A 17,108-nucleotide genomic window follows, 5' to 3' on the forward strand; every position below is an offset into this window, starting at 1 on the left:
ATTGCCTCCCTTTCCATACATTCGTTTCTTATAATGTTACAAGTGCCGGGTTTTCTGTGTTTACCGGAAATAATTGGTCCTGAAGGGCCCTTAACTTCCAAACCGTTGTAGTTGTGTCTAATTCCACATCTTCCAATGTCAGGAATTGGCCAAACTTAATATCGCGCTTGGCTACTACCGTGCCACTAATCAAGCCAATTGGAATGTGGCCATTTTTCTTCATATCAACATGAGTTTCCAGTACACCTCGGACACTGTATCCACCGATTCCATCCACTTTTTCGCCCGCTTTTATATCCCGTTTCGCCACTGCAACCGTTTCGGAAATTGGTGCACCCAACGGATGAATGGAAGATTCATGCTGCAGGACAGCTTTTGCAATGGTAATTGGTGTTTCCAGGCTTGCAAGGTGGTATGGACGGTAGAAAGTATAATGAGGTCCTTTACCAACTTTCAAGTAACGAAGCTCTTCATCCACTGGAGCAAGATCACTCTTTACGATTACAAATACACCTGGTGCTAATCCGTTTACATATTCAACGACACCGAAGTTATTCAGTACTCCTCCGTTTTCTTTCGTAGTCAGCTTGTCAGCCACATCTTCAACCGTTGCTGATACACCATGCATTCCTACTTTGTCCGGAAGCAGACCGATTGCATTACTTAGCAGGTTCATTTCCGCCATCGTTTTCGTCCCATCCTGGAATGCTGCCAGCATATGGGCACTCATATTCTTCGCTTTCGCTTCTGCCGCGACAACATCTGGATTTGAGGTCGGGATGAACGGGTTGTTCTTTCCTTTTCCTGCAACTAATACTACCAATCCCATCGTCTTAGCAAATTCATATAATTCAAGTGTTGCAGCCGGCTCATCACCTGCTGAACCCGTATAGATTAGTCCAGCGTTGGTAAACATTTGATACATCAAAGAACCGATCGTAATGTCTACTTCAACGTTTAAAAGAACAATGTGCTTTTTTGAGCGGAGTGCTTCGAGTGAGATATTTGCTCCCACTTCAGGAACACCAGTCGCGTCAACGACAACCTCAACATTTTGTGATTGGATGACTTCGCGGTAATCCGAGGAGATGACCATCGCTTCTTTTCTGCTCACCTTTGAATTGTAAAAATCTCCTGCTCGCTGCGCTGCTTCCAGATTCACATCACAAATTCCTGTGACAGACATTCCTGGTATATTCGAAATTTGGGCAATCATTCCGAATCCCATTTGCCCTGCGCCAATGACACCTACTTTAATCGGGTTATTGTCGCGTTCACGTTTCAAAAGCTGTGTGTAGACTGACATGAAATTTCCTCCTCAAACATGTTAGATTAAAGCGTTTACATTCTATTAAACAAAAAAACTATTGTTAAGCTTTAAACAAATGTTATATACTGTGACAATTTCAGCGATTATATAACATTTGTTAATTACTGTGTCATATGTTACAAACTTAGTGTAATCCTTCATGTAAGCCCTGTCAAGAAAGAACTTTCAGAAAAATAGAATATTCACCAAAAACAAAAAGTATCGGACTGCAAAAGAAAAACTGCACTTTCAGCTGAGTGCAGCTTTTCAATTACGATTCAACTAATGCCTTTGCTGTCACTTCATCTGTAATTAGAACATGAATCAAGTTGCCCTCAAGGGCCGCTTTAATGGCATTTACCTTTTCTAAGCCAGAAGCCACTCCAATCACAAGAGGAATCTTCTTCAACTTTTCCAGTCCTAACGAAATAACCCGCTCATTCCACTCATTATCAACAGATTTTCCGAATTTATTAATGAAGTTATAACAGATATCTCCGACAATTTCCGAATCAGAAGTCAGCTTTTGATGAACGCAGCCCATATAGGATTGCACCATAGTTGAATGTTCTGGATTTCCGCCGATCCCTACAACAGCGATATTCGATTTCTCTGCCAAATCAAAGATATTTTTAATGGAAGGCTGCCTCATAAGCACTTCCTTGGCTTCCTTCGTATCGACGATCACAGGTAAATGAAGCAGTTCGAAATTTGCCTGCAGTGCTTCCCCAATCTTGGCAACAATATAATTGGAGTGAATATCGACCCGTTCATTTCCGACTCCGCCTACTAAAGGAACGATAGTGGCTGATGGGAACATCTGGCGTGATTGCAGGGCCTTGGCTACTTCATATAATGTCGTCCCCGATGAAAAGCCGATTATTTGATCATCCTTAATGACTCTTAACAGAAATTCACTTGTCGCCTCACCCAGATGTTTTTTGGAAGACTCCCCTACACTTTCAATACAGATAACTTCACGCAAGTTATAGAGGCGCTCTACCTTCCGCTCCAGCTGGCTGAACTGATGGACGCCGTCATCATGAATCGTGATTTCCACGATTCCCAATTCCTTTGCCTTGGTCAGGTATTTGGAGACAAGTGAACGGCTGACACCAATTTTTTCGGCAATCTCCGATTGGGTGGCACCTTCCTCGTAATACATTTGAGCTACTTTGACCAACACGCGTCTATTATCCAAAATAATCATCAATTTTCCTCTTTCATACAAATCTAGGACAATCCAATTACAATTCTCCCTAATGGATGTGTTTCTGCATAATCAAGGCAAAGAGTACTATAAAATCGGGAAACTATGCATAAAAGCCAGGTCTTGGCTTTCATGCATAGTTTAAACGTCCTTAATACATGCCGAAGCTGGCAACATAAGCAATGACAACCGATAAAACACCAGTGATTAAGCGGCTGTATAATACCGCAGGCACACCGTATCGTACCGTTTCAGGCTTCGCTTCTCCTAAAGATAAACCTACCGGAATAAAGTCACAGCCCACTTGGCCGTTGATTGCAAACAACGCCGGCAGCGCGAACTGCGGTGGAATATTCCCCAGCCCAATCTGAGTCCCGATCAGTACGCCAATAACCTGCGCAATAACAGCACCCGGCCCTAATACAGGGGAAAGGAATGGAATCGTACAGATAAGAACAATGATCAAAAGTCCCCAAAGCGATCCAGCAAGCGGTGATAGAGAGTTGGCGATAACATCCCCAATGCCTGTATAGTTAATTATACCAATTAACATACTTACGAACGCCATAAATGGAATGATATTCTTAATCAGGATATCGACAGTATCACGGCCGGCTTGATAGAACGTACCGGTAACATTTCCGATTCCCTTTGAAAACCTTAATAAGAAATTCCCGTCTTGCTGGCTTGCATGCTCTTGCTTTAACTGATTATAGTTTTCTTTAAACTTCTCTTTATCTTTTGTATCGAATTTTCGTTCATCTGTCACTTCCTGGGCACCCGCTGCCTCGGAGTACCCCTCTGCCAATGCAACTTCTTTTTCAGTGACACCGGAAACAAAGATATCTTCAGTAATATACTTAGCAAGCGGGCCAGAAGGAGAGGACGGTAGAACATCAACTGTCAGGATCCGCTTCATTGGATAGACTCCAATACGGGCAGTCCCGCCGCAGTCGATAACCACGCACATCATTTCTTCTTCAGGTACAGAGTTTTTAAACCCATCAACTGCTTCTGTACCCGTCAACTCTGCAATTTTTCTCGCTACCGGATGGATTCCTCCTCCAGTAATCGAAACAACCTTGGTTTTTTGACCTTTTGGTTCAATATATAGACCGGTACCCCAACCGCCGGAACCTTTTGATACAAAAACTCCCTGATGACTCATCTGCAGTCTCTCCCTTCCTAGAGCAAGCTTGCTCCTTCTTTTTTAGCTAAATACTTCGTAATCATTTCTGTAACAATACCTCGGATAAGAATAACCACAACTCCGACGATAAAGTAACGTACAGCAAGGTCGGCTACCGGAAGACCCAGTTCCTGGATTCCATTGGCGATACCCAAATATACAAACAACTCGCCTGCGTTGGCATATGGGAATAGCCCCGTAACCGGGTGGACAAAGGATACGGCGGAATCATAAAATGCCGGCTTCTGTCTCTCTGGCAAAAAGCGGCCAAATGTATAGGCCATCGGGTTTGTTAACATCAGCACGGATAGAACTGGCATTAACGTGTAACGCAGCAGTGTATATTTTGCGGCGAACTGAATAACTCTTGTTACTCTTTCCTCGCCGACAAACTTGATCATGGCATAAGTAAATGTTAAAAGGACAATCAGGGTAGGAACAATACCTGTAAACAACCCCATAAATGTTTCTCCACCCGCATTAAACATGCCGATGAAATGTTCACCAAACCATTTAATCCAATCCATTTTGGTTTCCTCCTCTAGACTCCCATGGAGACCTTATTTTTTGATATCGCTAATAACGCATTTTCTCCTGCTTTTAGAAGTGCCTTTTGGAACGCGGGAACTTTGTTTCTGCCTTTGGCTGCATGGTCTTCGTTGATATCACTTAAAATTTCCCCGACATGCTGGCCTTTGTATTTTTCAATCGCCTTGAATTTTGTTAAAACCGACATCCCATTTAACAGATGGCATTCATGAACAATATACTCCTTGTCGACAACCAAAACCGCGATAGCACCTGGCCGAAATTTCCCCCTTTCCATTCCGGAAAACATGAAAAAACCATCTTCTCCCCTGTAATCGCTTACAATTTTATTGATATTCTTTTTGTAATGCTGAATTTGAATGAATGAAAGCAAATATTGGACAACGAGAACAGCACATAAAATAATTGCCAGCTTCATTACATCACCCCTTTTCTCATCTTTTCGCTTAAACGGCTCCCTCCCTGGTTTCCCCGAATTGATTAAACCGCTTTCATTTCTAAAAAAATCAAACGCAAGAGAGTGTCAAATGTCACGCTTTTTACCACGGAACGCATTTGGTAACATTTGTTACGTATGTTTGCATTTGTTATAAATTTAGAATAATAAAAAAAATAAACAATGTCAACAACCATACAAAATATTTATTGTGCATATTTTTACTATCCATTGCATACAAACAAAAAAGTTTGCAGACTGGTATAGGCTGCAAACTTTTTCGGCGATTAAGATAGAATTTGAGTTTTAACTTTTTTAAACATAGCGTCCTTACCAATCCCGGTCAGCAAAGGAACTCCATCAATGACTCTGGCCTTTAAGTTATCTGGAACCAGAGTAGTAGAAACAATGATATCGTACTCATCAATACGGCCAAGCTCATCCGCAATTTTAGATTGGTACAATTTCACCTTATTGTCTAAACCATTTTCCTCTAGCCACGATTTTACTTTTCCCATAACAACGGTAGAAGTAGCAATGCCCGTTCCACACATGATCAGTAATTTTTTCATTGTCCTTATTCCCAACTTTCTTTGTAGTTTCGTCCGTAGATTAATAGGCAATATCTACAGATTAACTGTTTTTGTTTCTTCAACAGCTGCAGCTCGCTTTGGCTTAATTTTGTTCAAGTAGAAGAGCCCTGCCAAGGCGACCACACCAATAATTGTGATTCCACCCCAGCTTAATATTTTCGCCAACCCAACAAAAACCAAGGTCGTCCATACGGCTCCATCTACTAGTGAAGAAATACTGGTATTTCCTGCCATATCAAAGTTGGCGGCAAGTGCCGAACTTGTGATTAACGGAGCCGCCCACGTAGCAATTAACAGCCCCCCCGCCATATAAATCGTTCCTGCAACCACTGTCCGGATAATATTGCCTCTAAATACAGGGGTCATTAAGCAAACGAGGAATGGAATCGTCGCTAAGTCACCGAATGGCAAAACTCTATTTCCAGGTAAAATGACTGCTAAAAACAATGTAATCGGAACAATAATCAGCGAGGCTGACAAAACAGCAGGATGGCCAACCGACAGGGCACTGTCCATACCAATATATAAATCACGGCCAGGCAATTTTTTTCTGACAAATTCACTGGCAGCTTCTGATATCGGAGCAAGCCCTTCCATCAACAAAGCCACCATGCGAGGCATTAACAACATAACTGCCCCTGTTTGAACGGCTAGATTTAATATTCCTTTTACGTCATAACCTGCTAAAATACCAATCACAAGCCCGATTAAGACACCCATTACAGTGGAGTCTCCAAAAATCCCAAGCCGTTTTTGAATCGTTTCAGGATTTGCTTCCAGCTTGTTAAATCCAGGAATCCTATCAAAAACCCAGTTTAATGGCTTCGCAATGATATAGGACGGAGCGGATGTTCCATGTGGGAATGTAATGTTAGAAAAGCCGTAGAACTTCTCAACATCCTTGGCAATCAGATCGGCCAGGAACAGAATAACAGCTAAATGAATCGCAATCGTATACAATCCAAGAGCAAAGTTTCCTGTCAGTGCATAAACAAGGGAACCTGTGAACGCAACATGCCAATAATTCCAAATGTCAATATCCAGTGTCCTGGTAAGTCCGGTTATTAGTAAAAGTAAATTCACCCCTATACCGATGGGAATCGCTAAACTTCCCAACGCTGTACCGAATGAGATAGCAGCGGCTGCCGGCCAGCCAACATCAATGGTCGCCAATTGAAACCCAAAATTATCTACCATTGCTTTTGCTGCAGGCCCCAAACTCTCGGAGAGTAATCCAATAACAAGATTTAAACCGATAAATCCGATTCCTACGGTTAAACCAGCTTTAAAGGCTTTACCGGGCTTCGTCCCTAAAATAATTCCAAAAATAAATAATAAGATCGGCAGCATGACACTCGGACCTAGGTCAACAAACCATTGTAAAACTGACATAAAAAATCCCCCTTCTATTCAATTTATAAAATCAAAATCACTTAAACTCGATTTACCACCCCCTTCTTTACAGTGACTAACAAGATAGCAGAAAGAGAGGAACAATCCCGAATTGATTTATTTTCACTTGCCGTTCTATTCCAGCCCGATTCGTTCCAGAAGCTTTTCAAATTCATCCTGATTTTTACATCTTGCGAATTCAGTTAATAAGGCTTGATTTTCAATGACCTCCATTAATTTTTGGAGCATCGCTAACTGATCCTCTGCTTTGTTTAAAGCCAGCATAAAGATTACACTAACATCCACCTCCTCATCCTGGCTTCCCATCATCCGGAATTTGACCGGACTTTTCAGTGAGGCAAAAGCAATTTGAGGGATGATGACTTTGTCTGCATTGGTATGGGGGATTGCTACTCCGTATGGTACGGTTCCCAGCCCAGTAGGATAGTCCTTTTCTCTTTCTAAAATACCAGCATGGAAAGAAGAGGTTACCAGGTTAGCTGTATATAGGTTGTCGGCCAGTTTCTTCAATGCGTCTTCCTGGTTGTCTACTTCTAATTCAAAAAAGGTTATTTTCCTATCAAAAAACATGTTGTTTCCTCCTACGAAATTAACTTCCGTTTATAATAAACCATGCGTCTGACACATCTTCTGCATTGATTAATTTTTCAATTTTATCCTTGGACTCCGCAATATCCGCCAATTCCGCAAGCGCCTTTAAGTGGCGTTTTTGATTAAAAATGGCCAGTGGTGTAATAATGGAAACCTTATGTCCATTTTTAAATGCAACGGGCTTTTTTAATATCAGCATTGCGAAGGCATCGGCCAACACGCCAGCCTCCGGAGCCGCATGGGGAATCGCCATACTTTTTCCCAGGAAGCTGTAAAGCTGCTTATGGTTATTGGCTTCAATTAATGTCGTAACGTAGGATGGCTTGATGATATTCCTTTCCAAAAGCGGTGCACAAGCCAGTGTAATTGCTTCTTGCCACGTTTTCACTTCGTCCACTATTTGTATAAAATTATTAGGTAAAAATTGTTTTAGACCATAATGGACTTGTTTTTCTTCCTTTATCTCTCTCTTCTGACCTTCTTGAAAAAGTTTAGACAGCGATGTTAACAGCGCCATTTCATCTGTTACAATTGCATTGTCTTTAATCGTTTCTATTAATCTGTTAATGTTAATCGTTGCGTAGCTTTCGCGGTCTACTTTATTTAATACCTGCCTTCTTAAGGCCTTTTTCTCACCTAAGTTCATTAACGGATTGATCAAGTACATGGGCTTGTTGGATTGAACCGGAATTGTGCTGAAAACGATGTCGTAATCAAGCTGATAATCCAGGAACTGCCTTAATGAGAGACTTTCAGCAAAGTAAAACTCAGGGAAGATTTCCTGCAGGCTCTGCTGCATGATTTTTGAAATGGTTAAACCATTCGTACATACAACTAGTGCCCGTTTTCTTTTCATTAAACCTTGGCCTTGTTTCATTAGCTGGCCAGCGATAAACATTGTAATAAAAACTACTTCACCTGGCGGGAACTTTTCTCCGATTAAATCTTCGAGTGGCTTAATGGAAGCCGCAACGATTCCATTCAAATCGCTATATTCTTCAATTATTTGATTGGAGAGTTGGTTTTTTAGTGTTAAATGATATTTGATGCGATAATATGCAGGACGCATATGCAGGAGCAGTTTTTCCACGATTTCTTCTTTCCCTGCCATAAAGGTACAGGATCGTCTTTCAAAATCATCAATCATCTTTTCGATTGCTGTCCTTAAATCCTTTATCCGCCGATCCGTCAAGAGATCTGCAGAACGGACATGAGAGGCAAGGAGCTGCAGGGTAAGCCAGATTCGCTCTGCTTTCGGAAGCTCAACGTTTTCTTTAATTAGCATTTGGGAGGCACTGTATTCCTCCGTATCCGCCAATTCGTTTACATTTATATTAAAGTCTGAATCGAGCAGCTTTCCTTGCCCTATCCTGGTAAAAATGATTTCAATGATATAAGGCAAAGTCTCATAGCTTTCATCAGTTAAGTGAATATTCAGGGTATTTTCGATAGAAGATATCCTTTTCTGCATATCTGAAATATCAAGCTTCAAAATCTTTTCGAAATACGTATGTCCGTTATAAAAATCCAACACTGATTTCACTACCTCAATCAGAAGCCTCCGAGCCTGAAGCTCTTCGCCCTCGATATCGTATCCATCTGTCCTTGAATAGACGATTGATAAGTTATATGATTTAATAAAATCAGCCGCTTCCTTTAAATCACTTATCCCCGTATTTCTGCTAATTTCCAATAAATCCGTAATATGAAAAAGCGATATTTCTTCCTTCTTTCCAAGAATATATAACAGAATCAAAAGGATTCTTTCTTTTTCTGTTGGAATATAGTGGTTTGTGGAGTCCACATTGGAGCCACCCTCAGAAAGAAGAGTGAGTATTTTTTTGTCTATAATAAAATTTCCGTTTCTACTTTTGGTTATCACCGGGAGATTTTCCGATTGTAACCACTGATTAATCTTTTCAAACGAATAACTGATTTGCCTTCTGCTTAATTGGAATTTCCCCTCCAATTCCTTACTTTTTACTTGAGGAGTTCTTACCAATTCATTTAGTAATTGAACGCTTCGCTCATCAAGGTACATGATAAAACCTCCCTGATTTGATTATATCCAGAGTTTTCGCAATTCTGTAACCGTTTTCAAACCAATTTGTTTACACACATCCGTCCAATTTATGTTTAAGATTGTACTTTACATTTGTTTACCTGCCTTACACTTGTTTTATTACTCACTACCTTACCATGATTATTGCGTAAAAAAATAAAAAAAACGTTCAATTCTTTATCCGAATTGAACGCTTCCTTTTTTATTATAGGCTCTGTTAAACAAGGATGTTGATTTTCGCTCCACAAAGGAAAGCCTCTGTGAATAATCATCGCAGGGACAGGCGAACTTTGCCTGTCACGAAGCGCTTCGCTTTTCCGCGGGCGGTCTGGGAGCCTCCTCGGCGCGAGCGCCTGTGGGGTCTCCCACTGACCTTTTCTCCCGCAGGACGTTGAATAAGCTTCCAAGAAAAAGCATCGCAGGAGAAAATGCGCTCTTTGCATTTTCGAACGAGTCTTCGCGCCTTACGCTGCAATCAACAGCTTTAAAAAATCAACAATATCCTTTAACACAGCCTTATTATAAAAGGCCAACCAATTGCAAGCCTTTTAGGATCCCATCTTCATCTACGGGATGGGTAACATATTTAGCTAAACCTTTGACTATCGGTTCTGAATTCCCCATCGCCACGCTATTTTCAACATATGTAAGCATTTCAATATCATTCAGTCCGTCGCCAAAAGCATATACATTTTTCTTCGGAATATTTAAATGCTGGATGAACGCTTCTACACCTTTTGCTTTGGATCCGCCTGCAGGCAATACATCGACAGAATATTGGTGCCATCGGACGAATTCAAATTTCTTAAATTGCGCAGCATAGGCGTCCTGCATATCCTCAAGACAAAACAATAACAATTGGTATACGTCATTTTTTTCATAAAAAGCAGGATCATAGATGGGCGCCTGGTTAATTTTTAATGAATCAATCCCAGCAGTCATATGTGGATGGGATTCAATGTTAGCAAACATCTTCTCGTGGTTCTCATAGATAATGGGATTGGCATTTTCCTCGGCAAATAGAGTTAAACGAATAAGCTCCTCTTTATCTAGGACCCGGGAGTATACCGGTTTCCCCTTATGAACAACATAGGACCCATTAAAACTTATATAAGAATCAATCCCAAGTTCCTCCAGAAGATCCTTAAACATAAACGGTGCCCGGCCAGTCGCAAGCGCAACCTCGTGTCCCAGCTCTTTCAATCTAGTAACCGCAGCCTTTGTAGAAGCCGGAAGTTTTTTATCGTGGTCAAGGAGTGTCCCATCAATATCAAAAAAGACACTTGTTTTTCCATAAAAATGAACTTCGATCCTTTCCATGTTACCTATCATCTAACCTTTACGAAAAAACGAGCTATATGTGGCGAATTATTCAGCCAGCCCCTGGGTCTTCAATACTTCACCAAGCTTCTCGACGCATGCATCTGCATCTGTACCTTCTGCAATGACCCTGATTTGCGCCCCACCCGGGATCCCCAGTGACATGACACCCATAATCGATTTCAGGTTCACTTGCTTCTCCTTGTATTCTAGCTTCACATCGCAATTAAACGCGGAAGCGGTACTTACTAATACTGTTGCTGGGCGTGCATGGATTCCTGACTCGTCAATGACTGTAAAATTTTTTTCTGCCATTTCTTTATTTCCTCCTAAAAAACTTTTATTGTAACAGCTTACATCTAATTAATCATATCACTAATTATAAATTTCACCCATCAATTATTCTTGAAAAACCTCATTTTTAAGATAATGCAATGAGTATCGCAATGGGCCAACTGTTCTTTATGTATAATAATTCGACAAAAACCGAATGTTTAAACAGGAACAGTTCTCCAGCGAATAGCTTTTTATGTTATTTATGGTAATAATGTTGGGAAAATTGTAAAATGGTAGTGCTTGGAAATTTTAAAACTATTAAAATGGTAAGGTGATGTTATGTTTTGTACGAATTGTGGTGCGAAGATTGGGGAAGGCGGCAGATTTTGTCCTTCATGCGGAAAAGCGGTAGATTCTCCAGCTACCGAAATTTCTCCCTCTACTTCCGGACCGGTATCGGAAACAGAGGAACTGGAGACATTTGTGGGAAAAAAGTCCGATTATTATTTACGAAAATGGAGCAAGCCTAAGGGTAAGTCAGGTTTAATGGGTTGGAACTGGGCCGCTTTTTTTGCCGGTATGTTCTGGCTCGGCTATCGAAAAATGTACAAGATTGTATTGATCATTTTAGGTGCTTTCCTGGCTTTTGATATTATTTCGCTTATCATTGACAATCCCATCTTGGACCAAATGAACTACTCGATAGGCATGGTAACTGCTGCTTTGTTAGGAATGCAAGGAAACTATTATTACCATAAAACTGCCCAGGACAAGATAAAGGATGTTAAAAAACAGTTCCCCGATAATTCGGCAGGCCAGTTGGATGCACTGCGTAAACAAGGTGGTGCCAGCTGGGGAGGCGTATTTATCGTTCTTGGCTTATTTGTAGGGTACCTGGTAATAAATGTAGCGATGGCCTATGTTTTCGACAGTACTGCCCAAGACTCTATAAGCAAGGACAAACCCGAGGCAGTCGTTGCCAGCAACAACACTGACACAACTGATAAGGACAATTCAGCAGACACACCTGAGGAAACCGACAACTCAGGCTCATCCGAGGGTACAAATACAGGAACGGCCAATCAGACAGAAGAAGACACAAGTTCGAATTCGCAAGATACATATTCAGATGCCTCATCATTGGCGGAAGTACAAGAGCTTCTCAATTCTTATATGGACGAAACCGGCCTGGCCATGAAAGCTATAGATGTGCAATACGATATGGCAAATCAACTAGATAGAGAGTTTGCAATTATAGGAACTGCTTCCCTATCAGATTATTATAATTATGGATTCAGCGAGCTGGAAAAGGAATTTTTTGCAGTAAAGATCTACCCTTTAGAAGATTCCAGCAGCATTAAGGATGTCTGGACTCTCTATTTTAATAGAACGGATTTTGCCGAGTTATTTAATACGTTGAAAGTAAATGGCGAAACGATCCTCGTGGGTACAGGAGTCATTCCAAGCCAGCTGTACGAAGATTCACAAGGGAACCTTGCCATTGCAAGCCAAGCCTCCTGGGCAGAATAAACGGAAACAGGGACGGTTCTACTTTGCCAAAACGGCTAAGTACAACCGTCCTCCTCTGTCTATGATATAATGAAACTGTTTCATAAATTTGGAAAAAGGGGAGAGCAAGATGTTAAAGAAGTTTGCTTCCGATGCGCTTGGCTTGTCGGATATCGGAAAAATTATTGAGCCTCATGATTATGACAAGACAGGTGCAGATGATTATGTCCGTCATGAGGATAATGAGAAAATTTACTTCCTAATCAAGACGAAAGCAGACGAATATTGCTTCACAAATTTGGCCTTCATTCATGTTGACGGGGCGAATGCGGTTTCTTCCAAGCGTGTATTAAAACGCTATCCATACTCCCAGCACAAAATCACCGATGTACTGCTTGAAACAGCGGGAAAGATTGACCTCGATATCGAAATCAAGTTTACGCTCGGGAACCAGCATTACAGCATCGATGTCGACAAAAAGCAAATCAATAAGCTGAATGACCTCTACAAAGCCCTGCTCTACATATCCGAAGTCACAATCGAAAACAACATTATGCTTCAGATGGCCAGCGCAAGCCTTGATAAAGCCACAAACATCCTGCAAAACACACGGCCAGCTGACATAGCACTCGCCGACCAGTACAAGCAGCTGACCGAGTTTAGCTTCGACTGGCTGAAGTCGACCCGCGAACAATACCACCAAAAAGATTTCGGAGCTGTTTTCGAGAAGTACATTAACAACTAATCCACTTTCCAGTCACACTTTTTGCACTGCTGAATAAAATAATAAACCTAGGAAAAGGCATTGTGAATCCTTGTCAACAGTGCCTTTTCTTATTCCGGTTAAAATCGGCATGCTGAACTTTGTCATAAAAAGGTTTAAACACTAATAAAATAGGGTAAAGAAAACACCCTAAGGGACAATCCGTTGTTTAGGTGAAGTTCAGGCGTTTTCCACTTCTCTTATGGCTAAAAAAATGCAAGGAGGAAAAGTGATGAGACACTCCGATCCAAACGAATGCATTTATTGTGGTGACCAGCTGACGAAATGGGAAAACACTAGAAGCTATTGTTGGAAATGCAGTGAAACAACTTCCCCTGAAGCTTTTCACGAAGAGGATGATTACTAAGAGGGACGGTTCTCGTTTGCCGGCTTTAGCCAATCAAATGTAGCGTTCAAAGTCTTTTGCTAAAAAGGCACACTGGAGTTTTTCTTCAGGGGTGCTTTTTATTTTTTTGCTAAAAGGGACGGTTCTCGTTTGCTGGCTTGATCATTCATTCATTTTTCAATGGGCTAAACTGTTTTCAAAAATAAATTATTGGTATTAAAGGAATAATAATTTAATGTAGTCTTTAAAAACTCACCTATTGACCAGCTGAAGGTAATTAAAAGATAATCTAACTACTTTTTTAAAAGCCCACTCTTAAATACATATGAACAACGTCAACCGAAAACCTGACTGGATTGCTTAATTTACTTTTTTGCCGTCTGCTGACCTTATAGTTTGGCAGGCAAGAACCGTTCCCCTTTACCATATGGAAATGAATTTTTGGAATTGTTCGTTGATTCATTCTCATAACTTTGTTAAAATGAATTATATTTTTTTGAAATAATGTTTTTAATACTAATCGATTCATAATTATTCAGAAACTCTAAATAATATACAATGGGAGGCACAACATATGACCAAGTACACAGATTTAAATGTCCCACTTAGAACAATTATGACACCTGGGCCAGTAGAAGTTGATCCTCGAGTACTAAGGGCGATGTCAACTCCGATTTTAGGGCAATTCGATCCCGCTTTTACAAATATCATGAATGAAACAATGGAAATGCTCCGGGCCGTGTTTCAAACAGAAAATCAATGGGCATTCCCGGTCGATGGAACGTCACGGGCAGGTATCGAAGCTGTCCTCGTCAGTATTATTGAACCTGGCGACAAGGTATTGATTCCAATATACGGCCGATTTGGCTACCTTCTAACCGAAATCTGCCAGCGTTATGGAGCAGACGTTACGACAATGGAGGTTCCGTGGGGAGAGGTATTTGACCCGGAAGACGTCATAAATAAGATTCATGAGGTTTCACCGAAAATTGTTGCCATCGTCCATGCCGAAACTTCAACTAGCTGCATGCAGCCGTTAAAGGAAATTGGAGAAGCATGCAGAAATGCAGATGTTCTGTTGGTTGTCGATGCTGTAGCGTCAATAGGCGGAGTCGACCTCAAGGTGGATGAACTCAAGCTTGATGCAGTTATCGGCGGCACGCAGAAATGTTTATCTGTTCCGTCCGGTTTAGCACCGATCACCTTTAACAGCCGAATTGAGGAAGTTATAAATAGGAGAAAAAGTATTGAATTGGGCTTAAGAGCATTTAACAGCGAGCCTTCCAACAATCGAATTGTAAGTAATTATTTTGATTTAGCCCAGCTTCAGGATTATTGGAGCCCTGTTCGCCTTAATCATCATACCGAAGCGACAAGTATGCAATATGCCCTAAGAGAAGGCCTCCGTATTATCCTTGAAGAAGGACTGGAAAACCGATTTGCCCGGCATAAGTTAAATGAAGAAGCTCTAGTTGCAGGAGTAAAAGCAATGGGACTTAAGATATTTGGTGATGAAAAGAACAAGATTCCAGTTGTAACAGCAATTGAGATCCCTGAAGGAATTAACGGTGAAGAAGTACGCTCCATGATGCTGGAAGACTTTGAAGTTGAAATTGCCAGTTCTTTCGGACCGCTCCACGGCAAGATTTGGAGAATCGGAGCAATGGGCTACAGTTCCCGCAAGAAAAACATTCTTCATGTTCTTTCAGCCCTAGAAGCAACACTGATTCGGAAAGGCTTTAATGTGAACAAAGGCGAAAGCTTGCAGGCCGCACTAAACGTATATGATGCACACAAAAAGCAGACTACTTAGCAAACAGGGACGGTTCTTAACCGTCCTTCCTCTATTATCGAGTCACACATTTTAGACCGTTTGAATAAGATGATAAACCAGGAAAGGCCTTGTTAACCTGTAAATCAAAACAATGCCTTTCTTTGCTGTAGTAGTAATTTCGTAGATTAATTGACAGTCCGATGGGGTTGGAAAATCAAAGAAACACCTTTTCGTGGATTAATCGGCTATCCGATGAGCCTGAAAAGTCAACGAAACACTATTTCGTGGATTAATCGGCTATCCGATGAGCCTGAAAGGTCAACGAAACACCATTTCGTGGATTAATCGGCTGTCCACGGAGCCTGAAAGGTCAACGAAACTTTTTTTAAAAGTTTAACAGGGTAATGCAAATGCTCTAAACTTTGATTCCCTGGTTTTGTTCAGACGTTTTATGGTTTAAAAAATACAAAGGAGGAACAGTTGATGACAAACTATGGCCCAAATGAATGCGTATATTGCGGGGACCAGCTGACGAAGTGGGAAAGCATTAGATGTTATTGCTGGAATTGCAGCGACTCCACCTCTCCTGAAGCTTTTCACGAAGAGGAGGAAATATAAAATGGTAAACTGCCGCACTCATGTGCGGTTTTTAGTCGTCATGTTCGAGTATTTTTAAAATTTGTCCGCTGTTGTGTTTCTTTTTTTGAAAAAACAGCCTATGCCATCAAATATCCCATCCCCAGGTCAGTCCCCTTACACGAAACGTCCACTACCCGCCACATCATTTACTAAATAGACGAAAAATCGACACGATTCAGACATCATCCCGTAACATTTTAGCATCCATTACAATAAAAACAATGTGATAATAGTGTTAACAAAGAATGAAAGGACGGCTTAGCATGATAACCACATTACAAGAAATGCTAAACAAACGCCCTGGGATGAGCATGCTTCAGCTAAAAAAGGCTCTGCTTGCCCAACAAAAAAATGGCTATATCTATCTCGATGAAGACATTGCTGCCCTCGAACTTACACACCCCTTTACATACGAATATACCCGCCTAAGCTCATCCTACTAATAGGACTGTTCTTGTTTGCCATCGTAAACGGGGACGGTCCTTATTAGCCAAAATAGTAGGTAAGAATTAACAAGGTCTAAAACATAATGGACTAATCTTAAAGGGGCGTGTTTTCCCTTGGCCATCCAGATAGGCCAAATCAGGACTGCATCACCAATAAGGAATTCAACAGAAAAGTGCTTTAATCCTTCTTAGATCAAAGCACCATATTCTTAGGTAAATTTTTAAATAGCTATATACATAAAAAAATCCCCTCCAATCGAAAATTGAAGGAGAAGGCTTTTAATGCAATTGAATTTCAGTGAAATCATATTGGGGTAATATGTTATTTAAAGCGTCCGCAGTTCTTTCATTATAATCGAGAATTGTTAGACCAGCTATTGTTTCCTCATCCCTTATAGACTTACGGATTAAAACGCCAGGAAATTCTTCCTCGTCGACAGTAAGAAAGTCAAGAAAGAAAAAAACATGGAGAACATCATGACTTTTATCATATTTTGCTTGATATGGTTTAATTTTAACGCGAGTCATATAAAAAACCTCCTGTTTCTTGTTATGTAATGCTTCTTACCGACCAAGCAACCTTGATCTGCGTCTACAACTACACCCAAACTTTGAGTTCCCAGAGGATTCTTAGCAATCCAGATGGCAGGACGTTGTGAACCATTTGTTCATTCTATAAGCAG

17 protein-coding genes are annotated in these 17,108 nt (G+C 41.0%); 5 read left to right on the forward strand and 12 right to left on the reverse strand.

All coding sequences use genetic code 11. From position 1 onward, the window contains the following. Positions 1–28: 28 nt before the first annotated feature. The 11 genes from A8F94_RS09225 to A8F94_RS09275 form a co-directional block, all read right to left on the reverse strand. Positions 29–1,306 (reverse strand): NAD(P)H-dependent oxidoreductase, encoded by a 1,278-nt coding sequence (locus A8F94_RS09225; RefSeq protein ID WP_066198762.1) that lies wholly within the window; start codon positions 1,304–1,306, stop codon positions 29–31. 274 nt (positions 1,307–1,580) lie between these two features. Continuing rightward, positions 1,581–2,519: a sugar-binding transcriptional regulator gene (locus tag A8F94_RS09230; RefSeq protein WP_066198765.1), complete on the reverse strand. Its 939-nt coding sequence runs from the start codon at positions 2,517–2,519 to the stop codon at positions 1,581–1,583. 151 nt (positions 2,520–2,670) lie between these two features. Further along, the gene (gene srlE, locus A8F94_RS09235) at positions 2,671–3,687 is read right to left on the reverse strand and encodes a PTS glucitol/sorbitol transporter subunit IIB (protein WP_066198768.1); all 1,017 of its coding nucleotides are present in this window, start codon (positions 3,685–3,687) and stop codon (positions 2,671–2,673) included. Between the two features lie 17 nt (positions 3,688–3,704). Continuing rightward, on the reverse strand, positions 3,705–4,235 hold the full coding sequence (gene srlA, locus A8F94_RS09240; RefSeq protein WP_066198770.1) for a PTS glucitol/sorbitol transporter subunit IIC: 531 nt from the start codon (positions 4,233–4,235) through the stop codon (positions 3,705–3,707). A gap of 14 nt (positions 4,236–4,249) precedes the next feature. Then, the gene (locus A8F94_RS09245) at positions 4,250–4,675 is read right to left on the reverse strand and encodes a transcriptional regulator GutM (protein ID WP_066198773.1); all 426 of its coding nucleotides are present in this window, start codon (positions 4,673–4,675) and stop codon (positions 4,250–4,252) included. A gap of 305 nt (positions 4,676–4,980) precedes the next feature. Further along, a complete protein-coding gene (locus tag A8F94_RS09250) occupies positions 4,981–5,265 on the reverse strand; it encodes a PTS sugar transporter subunit IIB (RefSeq protein WP_066198776.1) in 285 nt (94 codons plus the stop codon). Positions 5,266–5,319: 54 nt separating this feature from the next. Further along, positions 5,320–6,678 (reverse strand): PTS galactitol transporter subunit IIC, encoded by a 1,359-nt coding sequence (locus A8F94_RS09255; RefSeq protein ID WP_066198779.1) that lies wholly within the window; start codon positions 6,676–6,678, stop codon positions 5,320–5,322. 135 nt (positions 6,679–6,813) lie between these two features. Continuing rightward, positions 6,814–7,269, reverse strand: coding sequence for a PTS sugar transporter subunit IIA (locus A8F94_RS09260; RefSeq protein ID WP_066198781.1), 456 nt, complete (start codon positions 7,267–7,269; stop codon positions 6,814–6,816). Between the two features lie 19 nt (positions 7,270–7,288). Continuing rightward, positions 7,289–9,331, reverse strand: coding sequence for a BglG family transcription antiterminator (locus A8F94_RS09265; protein WP_066198783.1), 2,043 nt, complete (start codon positions 9,329–9,331; stop codon positions 7,289–7,291). A 540-nt stretch (positions 9,332–9,871) separates the two neighbouring features. Beyond that, on the reverse strand, positions 9,872–10,672 hold the full coding sequence (locus tag A8F94_RS09270) for a Cof-type HAD-IIB family hydrolase (RefSeq protein WP_066198786.1): 801 nt from the start codon (positions 10,670–10,672) through the stop codon (positions 9,872–9,874). Positions 10,673–10,720: 48 nt separating this feature from the next. After that, complete coding sequence (locus tag A8F94_RS09275; protein WP_066198788.1) at positions 10,721–10,987, reverse strand: phosphocarrier protein HPr; 267 nt, start codon at positions 10,985–10,987, stop codon at positions 10,721–10,723. 300 nt (positions 10,988–11,287) lie between these two features. On the opposite strand from A8F94_RS09275, the gene A8F94_RS09280 reads away from it, so the two are divergent. From A8F94_RS09280 to A8F94_RS09295, 5 genes are all read left to right on the forward strand, one after another. Then, a complete protein-coding gene (locus A8F94_RS09280) occupies positions 11,288–12,478 on the forward strand; it encodes a DUF2628 domain-containing protein (RefSeq protein ID WP_066198793.1) in 1,191 nt (396 codons plus the stop codon). Between the two features lie 109 nt (positions 12,479–12,587). Then, positions 12,588–13,202 carry a PH domain-containing protein gene (locus tag A8F94_RS09285; RefSeq protein ID WP_066198796.1) on the forward strand — a complete coding sequence of 205 codons (615 nt, stop codon included), beginning with the start codon at positions 12,588–12,590 and terminating at the stop codon, positions 13,200–13,202. Positions 13,203–13,452: 250 nt separating this feature from the next. Then, positions 13,453–13,587 carry a hypothetical protein gene (locus A8F94_RS26355; protein ID WP_302621304.1) on the forward strand — a complete coding sequence of 45 codons (135 nt, stop codon included), beginning with the start codon at positions 13,453–13,455 and terminating at the stop codon, positions 13,585–13,587. A 553-nt stretch (positions 13,588–14,140) separates the two neighbouring features. After that, positions 14,141–15,379, forward strand: a complete 1,239-nt coding sequence (locus A8F94_RS09290; RefSeq protein WP_066198798.1) for a pyridoxal-phosphate-dependent aminotransferase family protein — start codon at positions 14,141–14,143, stop codon at positions 15,377–15,379. Positions 15,380–16,242: 863 nt separating this feature from the next. Next, positions 16,243–16,422 carry a hypothetical protein gene (locus A8F94_RS09295; protein WP_066198801.1) on the forward strand — a complete coding sequence of 60 codons (180 nt, stop codon included), beginning with the start codon at positions 16,243–16,245 and terminating at the stop codon, positions 16,420–16,422. A gap of 282 nt (positions 16,423–16,704) precedes the next feature. Here the strand turns inward: A8F94_RS09295 and A8F94_RS09300 are convergent, their stop codons facing one another. Further along, positions 16,705–16,953 (reverse strand): hypothetical protein, encoded by a 249-nt coding sequence (locus tag A8F94_RS09300; RefSeq protein ID WP_066198805.1) that lies wholly within the window; start codon positions 16,951–16,953, stop codon positions 16,705–16,707. Positions 16,954–17,108: the final 155 nt, after the last annotated feature.

The organism is Bacillus sp. FJAT-27225, assembly GCF_001685025.1.
In the GTDB taxonomy this organism is placed as follows: Bacteria; Bacillota; Bacilli; order Bacillales; family Cytobacillaceae; genus Bacillus_D.

Coding starts and splice junctions, on each gene's coding strand:
- A8F94_RS09225 (WP_066198762.1), bottom strand. CDS start 1,306: ATGTCAGTCTACACACAGCTTTTGAAACGTGAACGCGACAATAACCCG.
- A8F94_RS09230 (WP_066198765.1), bottom strand. CDS start 2,519: ATGATTATTTTGGATAATAGACGCGTGTTGGTCAAAGTAGCTCAAATG.
- srlE (WP_066198768.1), bottom strand. CDS start 3,687: ATGAGTCATCAGGGAGTTTTTGTATCAAAAGGTTCCGGCGGTTGGGGT.
- srlA (WP_066198770.1), bottom strand. CDS start 4,235: ATGGATTGGATTAAATGGTTTGGTGAACATTTCATCGGCATGTTTAAT.
- A8F94_RS09245 (WP_066198773.1), bottom strand. CDS start 4,675: ATGAAGCTGGCAATTATTTTATGTGCTGTTCTCGTTGTCCAATATTTG.
- A8F94_RS09250 (WP_066198776.1), bottom strand. CDS start 5,265: ATGAAAAAATTACTGATCATGTGTGGAACGGGCATTGCTACTTCTACC.
- A8F94_RS09255 (WP_066198779.1), bottom strand. CDS start 6,678: ATGTCAGTTTTACAATGGTTTGTTGACCTAGGTCCGAGTGTCATGCTG.
- A8F94_RS09260 (WP_066198781.1), bottom strand. CDS start 7,269: ATGTTTTTTGATAGGAAAATAACCTTTTTTGAATTAGAAGTAGACAAC.
- A8F94_RS09265 (WP_066198783.1), bottom strand. CDS start 9,331: ATGTACCTTGATGAGCGAAGCGTTCAATTACTAAATGAATTGGTAAGA.
- A8F94_RS09270 (WP_066198786.1), bottom strand. CDS start 10,672: ATGGAAAGGATCGAAGTTCATTTTTATGGAAAAACAAGTGTCTTTTTT.
- A8F94_RS09275 (WP_066198788.1), bottom strand. CDS start 10,987: ATGGCAGAAAAAAATTTTACAGTCATTGACGAGTCAGGAATCCATGCA.
- A8F94_RS09280 (WP_066198793.1), top strand. CDS start 11,288: ATGTTTTGTACGAATTGTGGTGCGAAGATTGGGGAAGGCGGCAGATTT.
- A8F94_RS09285 (WP_066198796.1), top strand. CDS start 12,588: ATGTTAAAGAAGTTTGCTTCCGATGCGCTTGGCTTGTCGGATATCGGA.
- A8F94_RS26355 (WP_302621304.1), top strand. CDS start 13,453: ATGAGACACTCCGATCCAAACGAATGCATTTATTGTGGTGACCAGCTG.
- A8F94_RS09290 (WP_066198798.1), top strand. CDS start 14,141: ATGACCAAGTACACAGATTTAAATGTCCCACTTAGAACAATTATGACA.
- A8F94_RS09295 (WP_066198801.1), top strand. CDS start 16,243: ATGATAACCACATTACAAGAAATGCTAAACAAACGCCCTGGGATGAGC.
- A8F94_RS09300 (WP_066198805.1), bottom strand. CDS start 16,953: ATGACTCGCGTTAAAATTAAACCATATCAAGCAAAATATGATAAAAGT.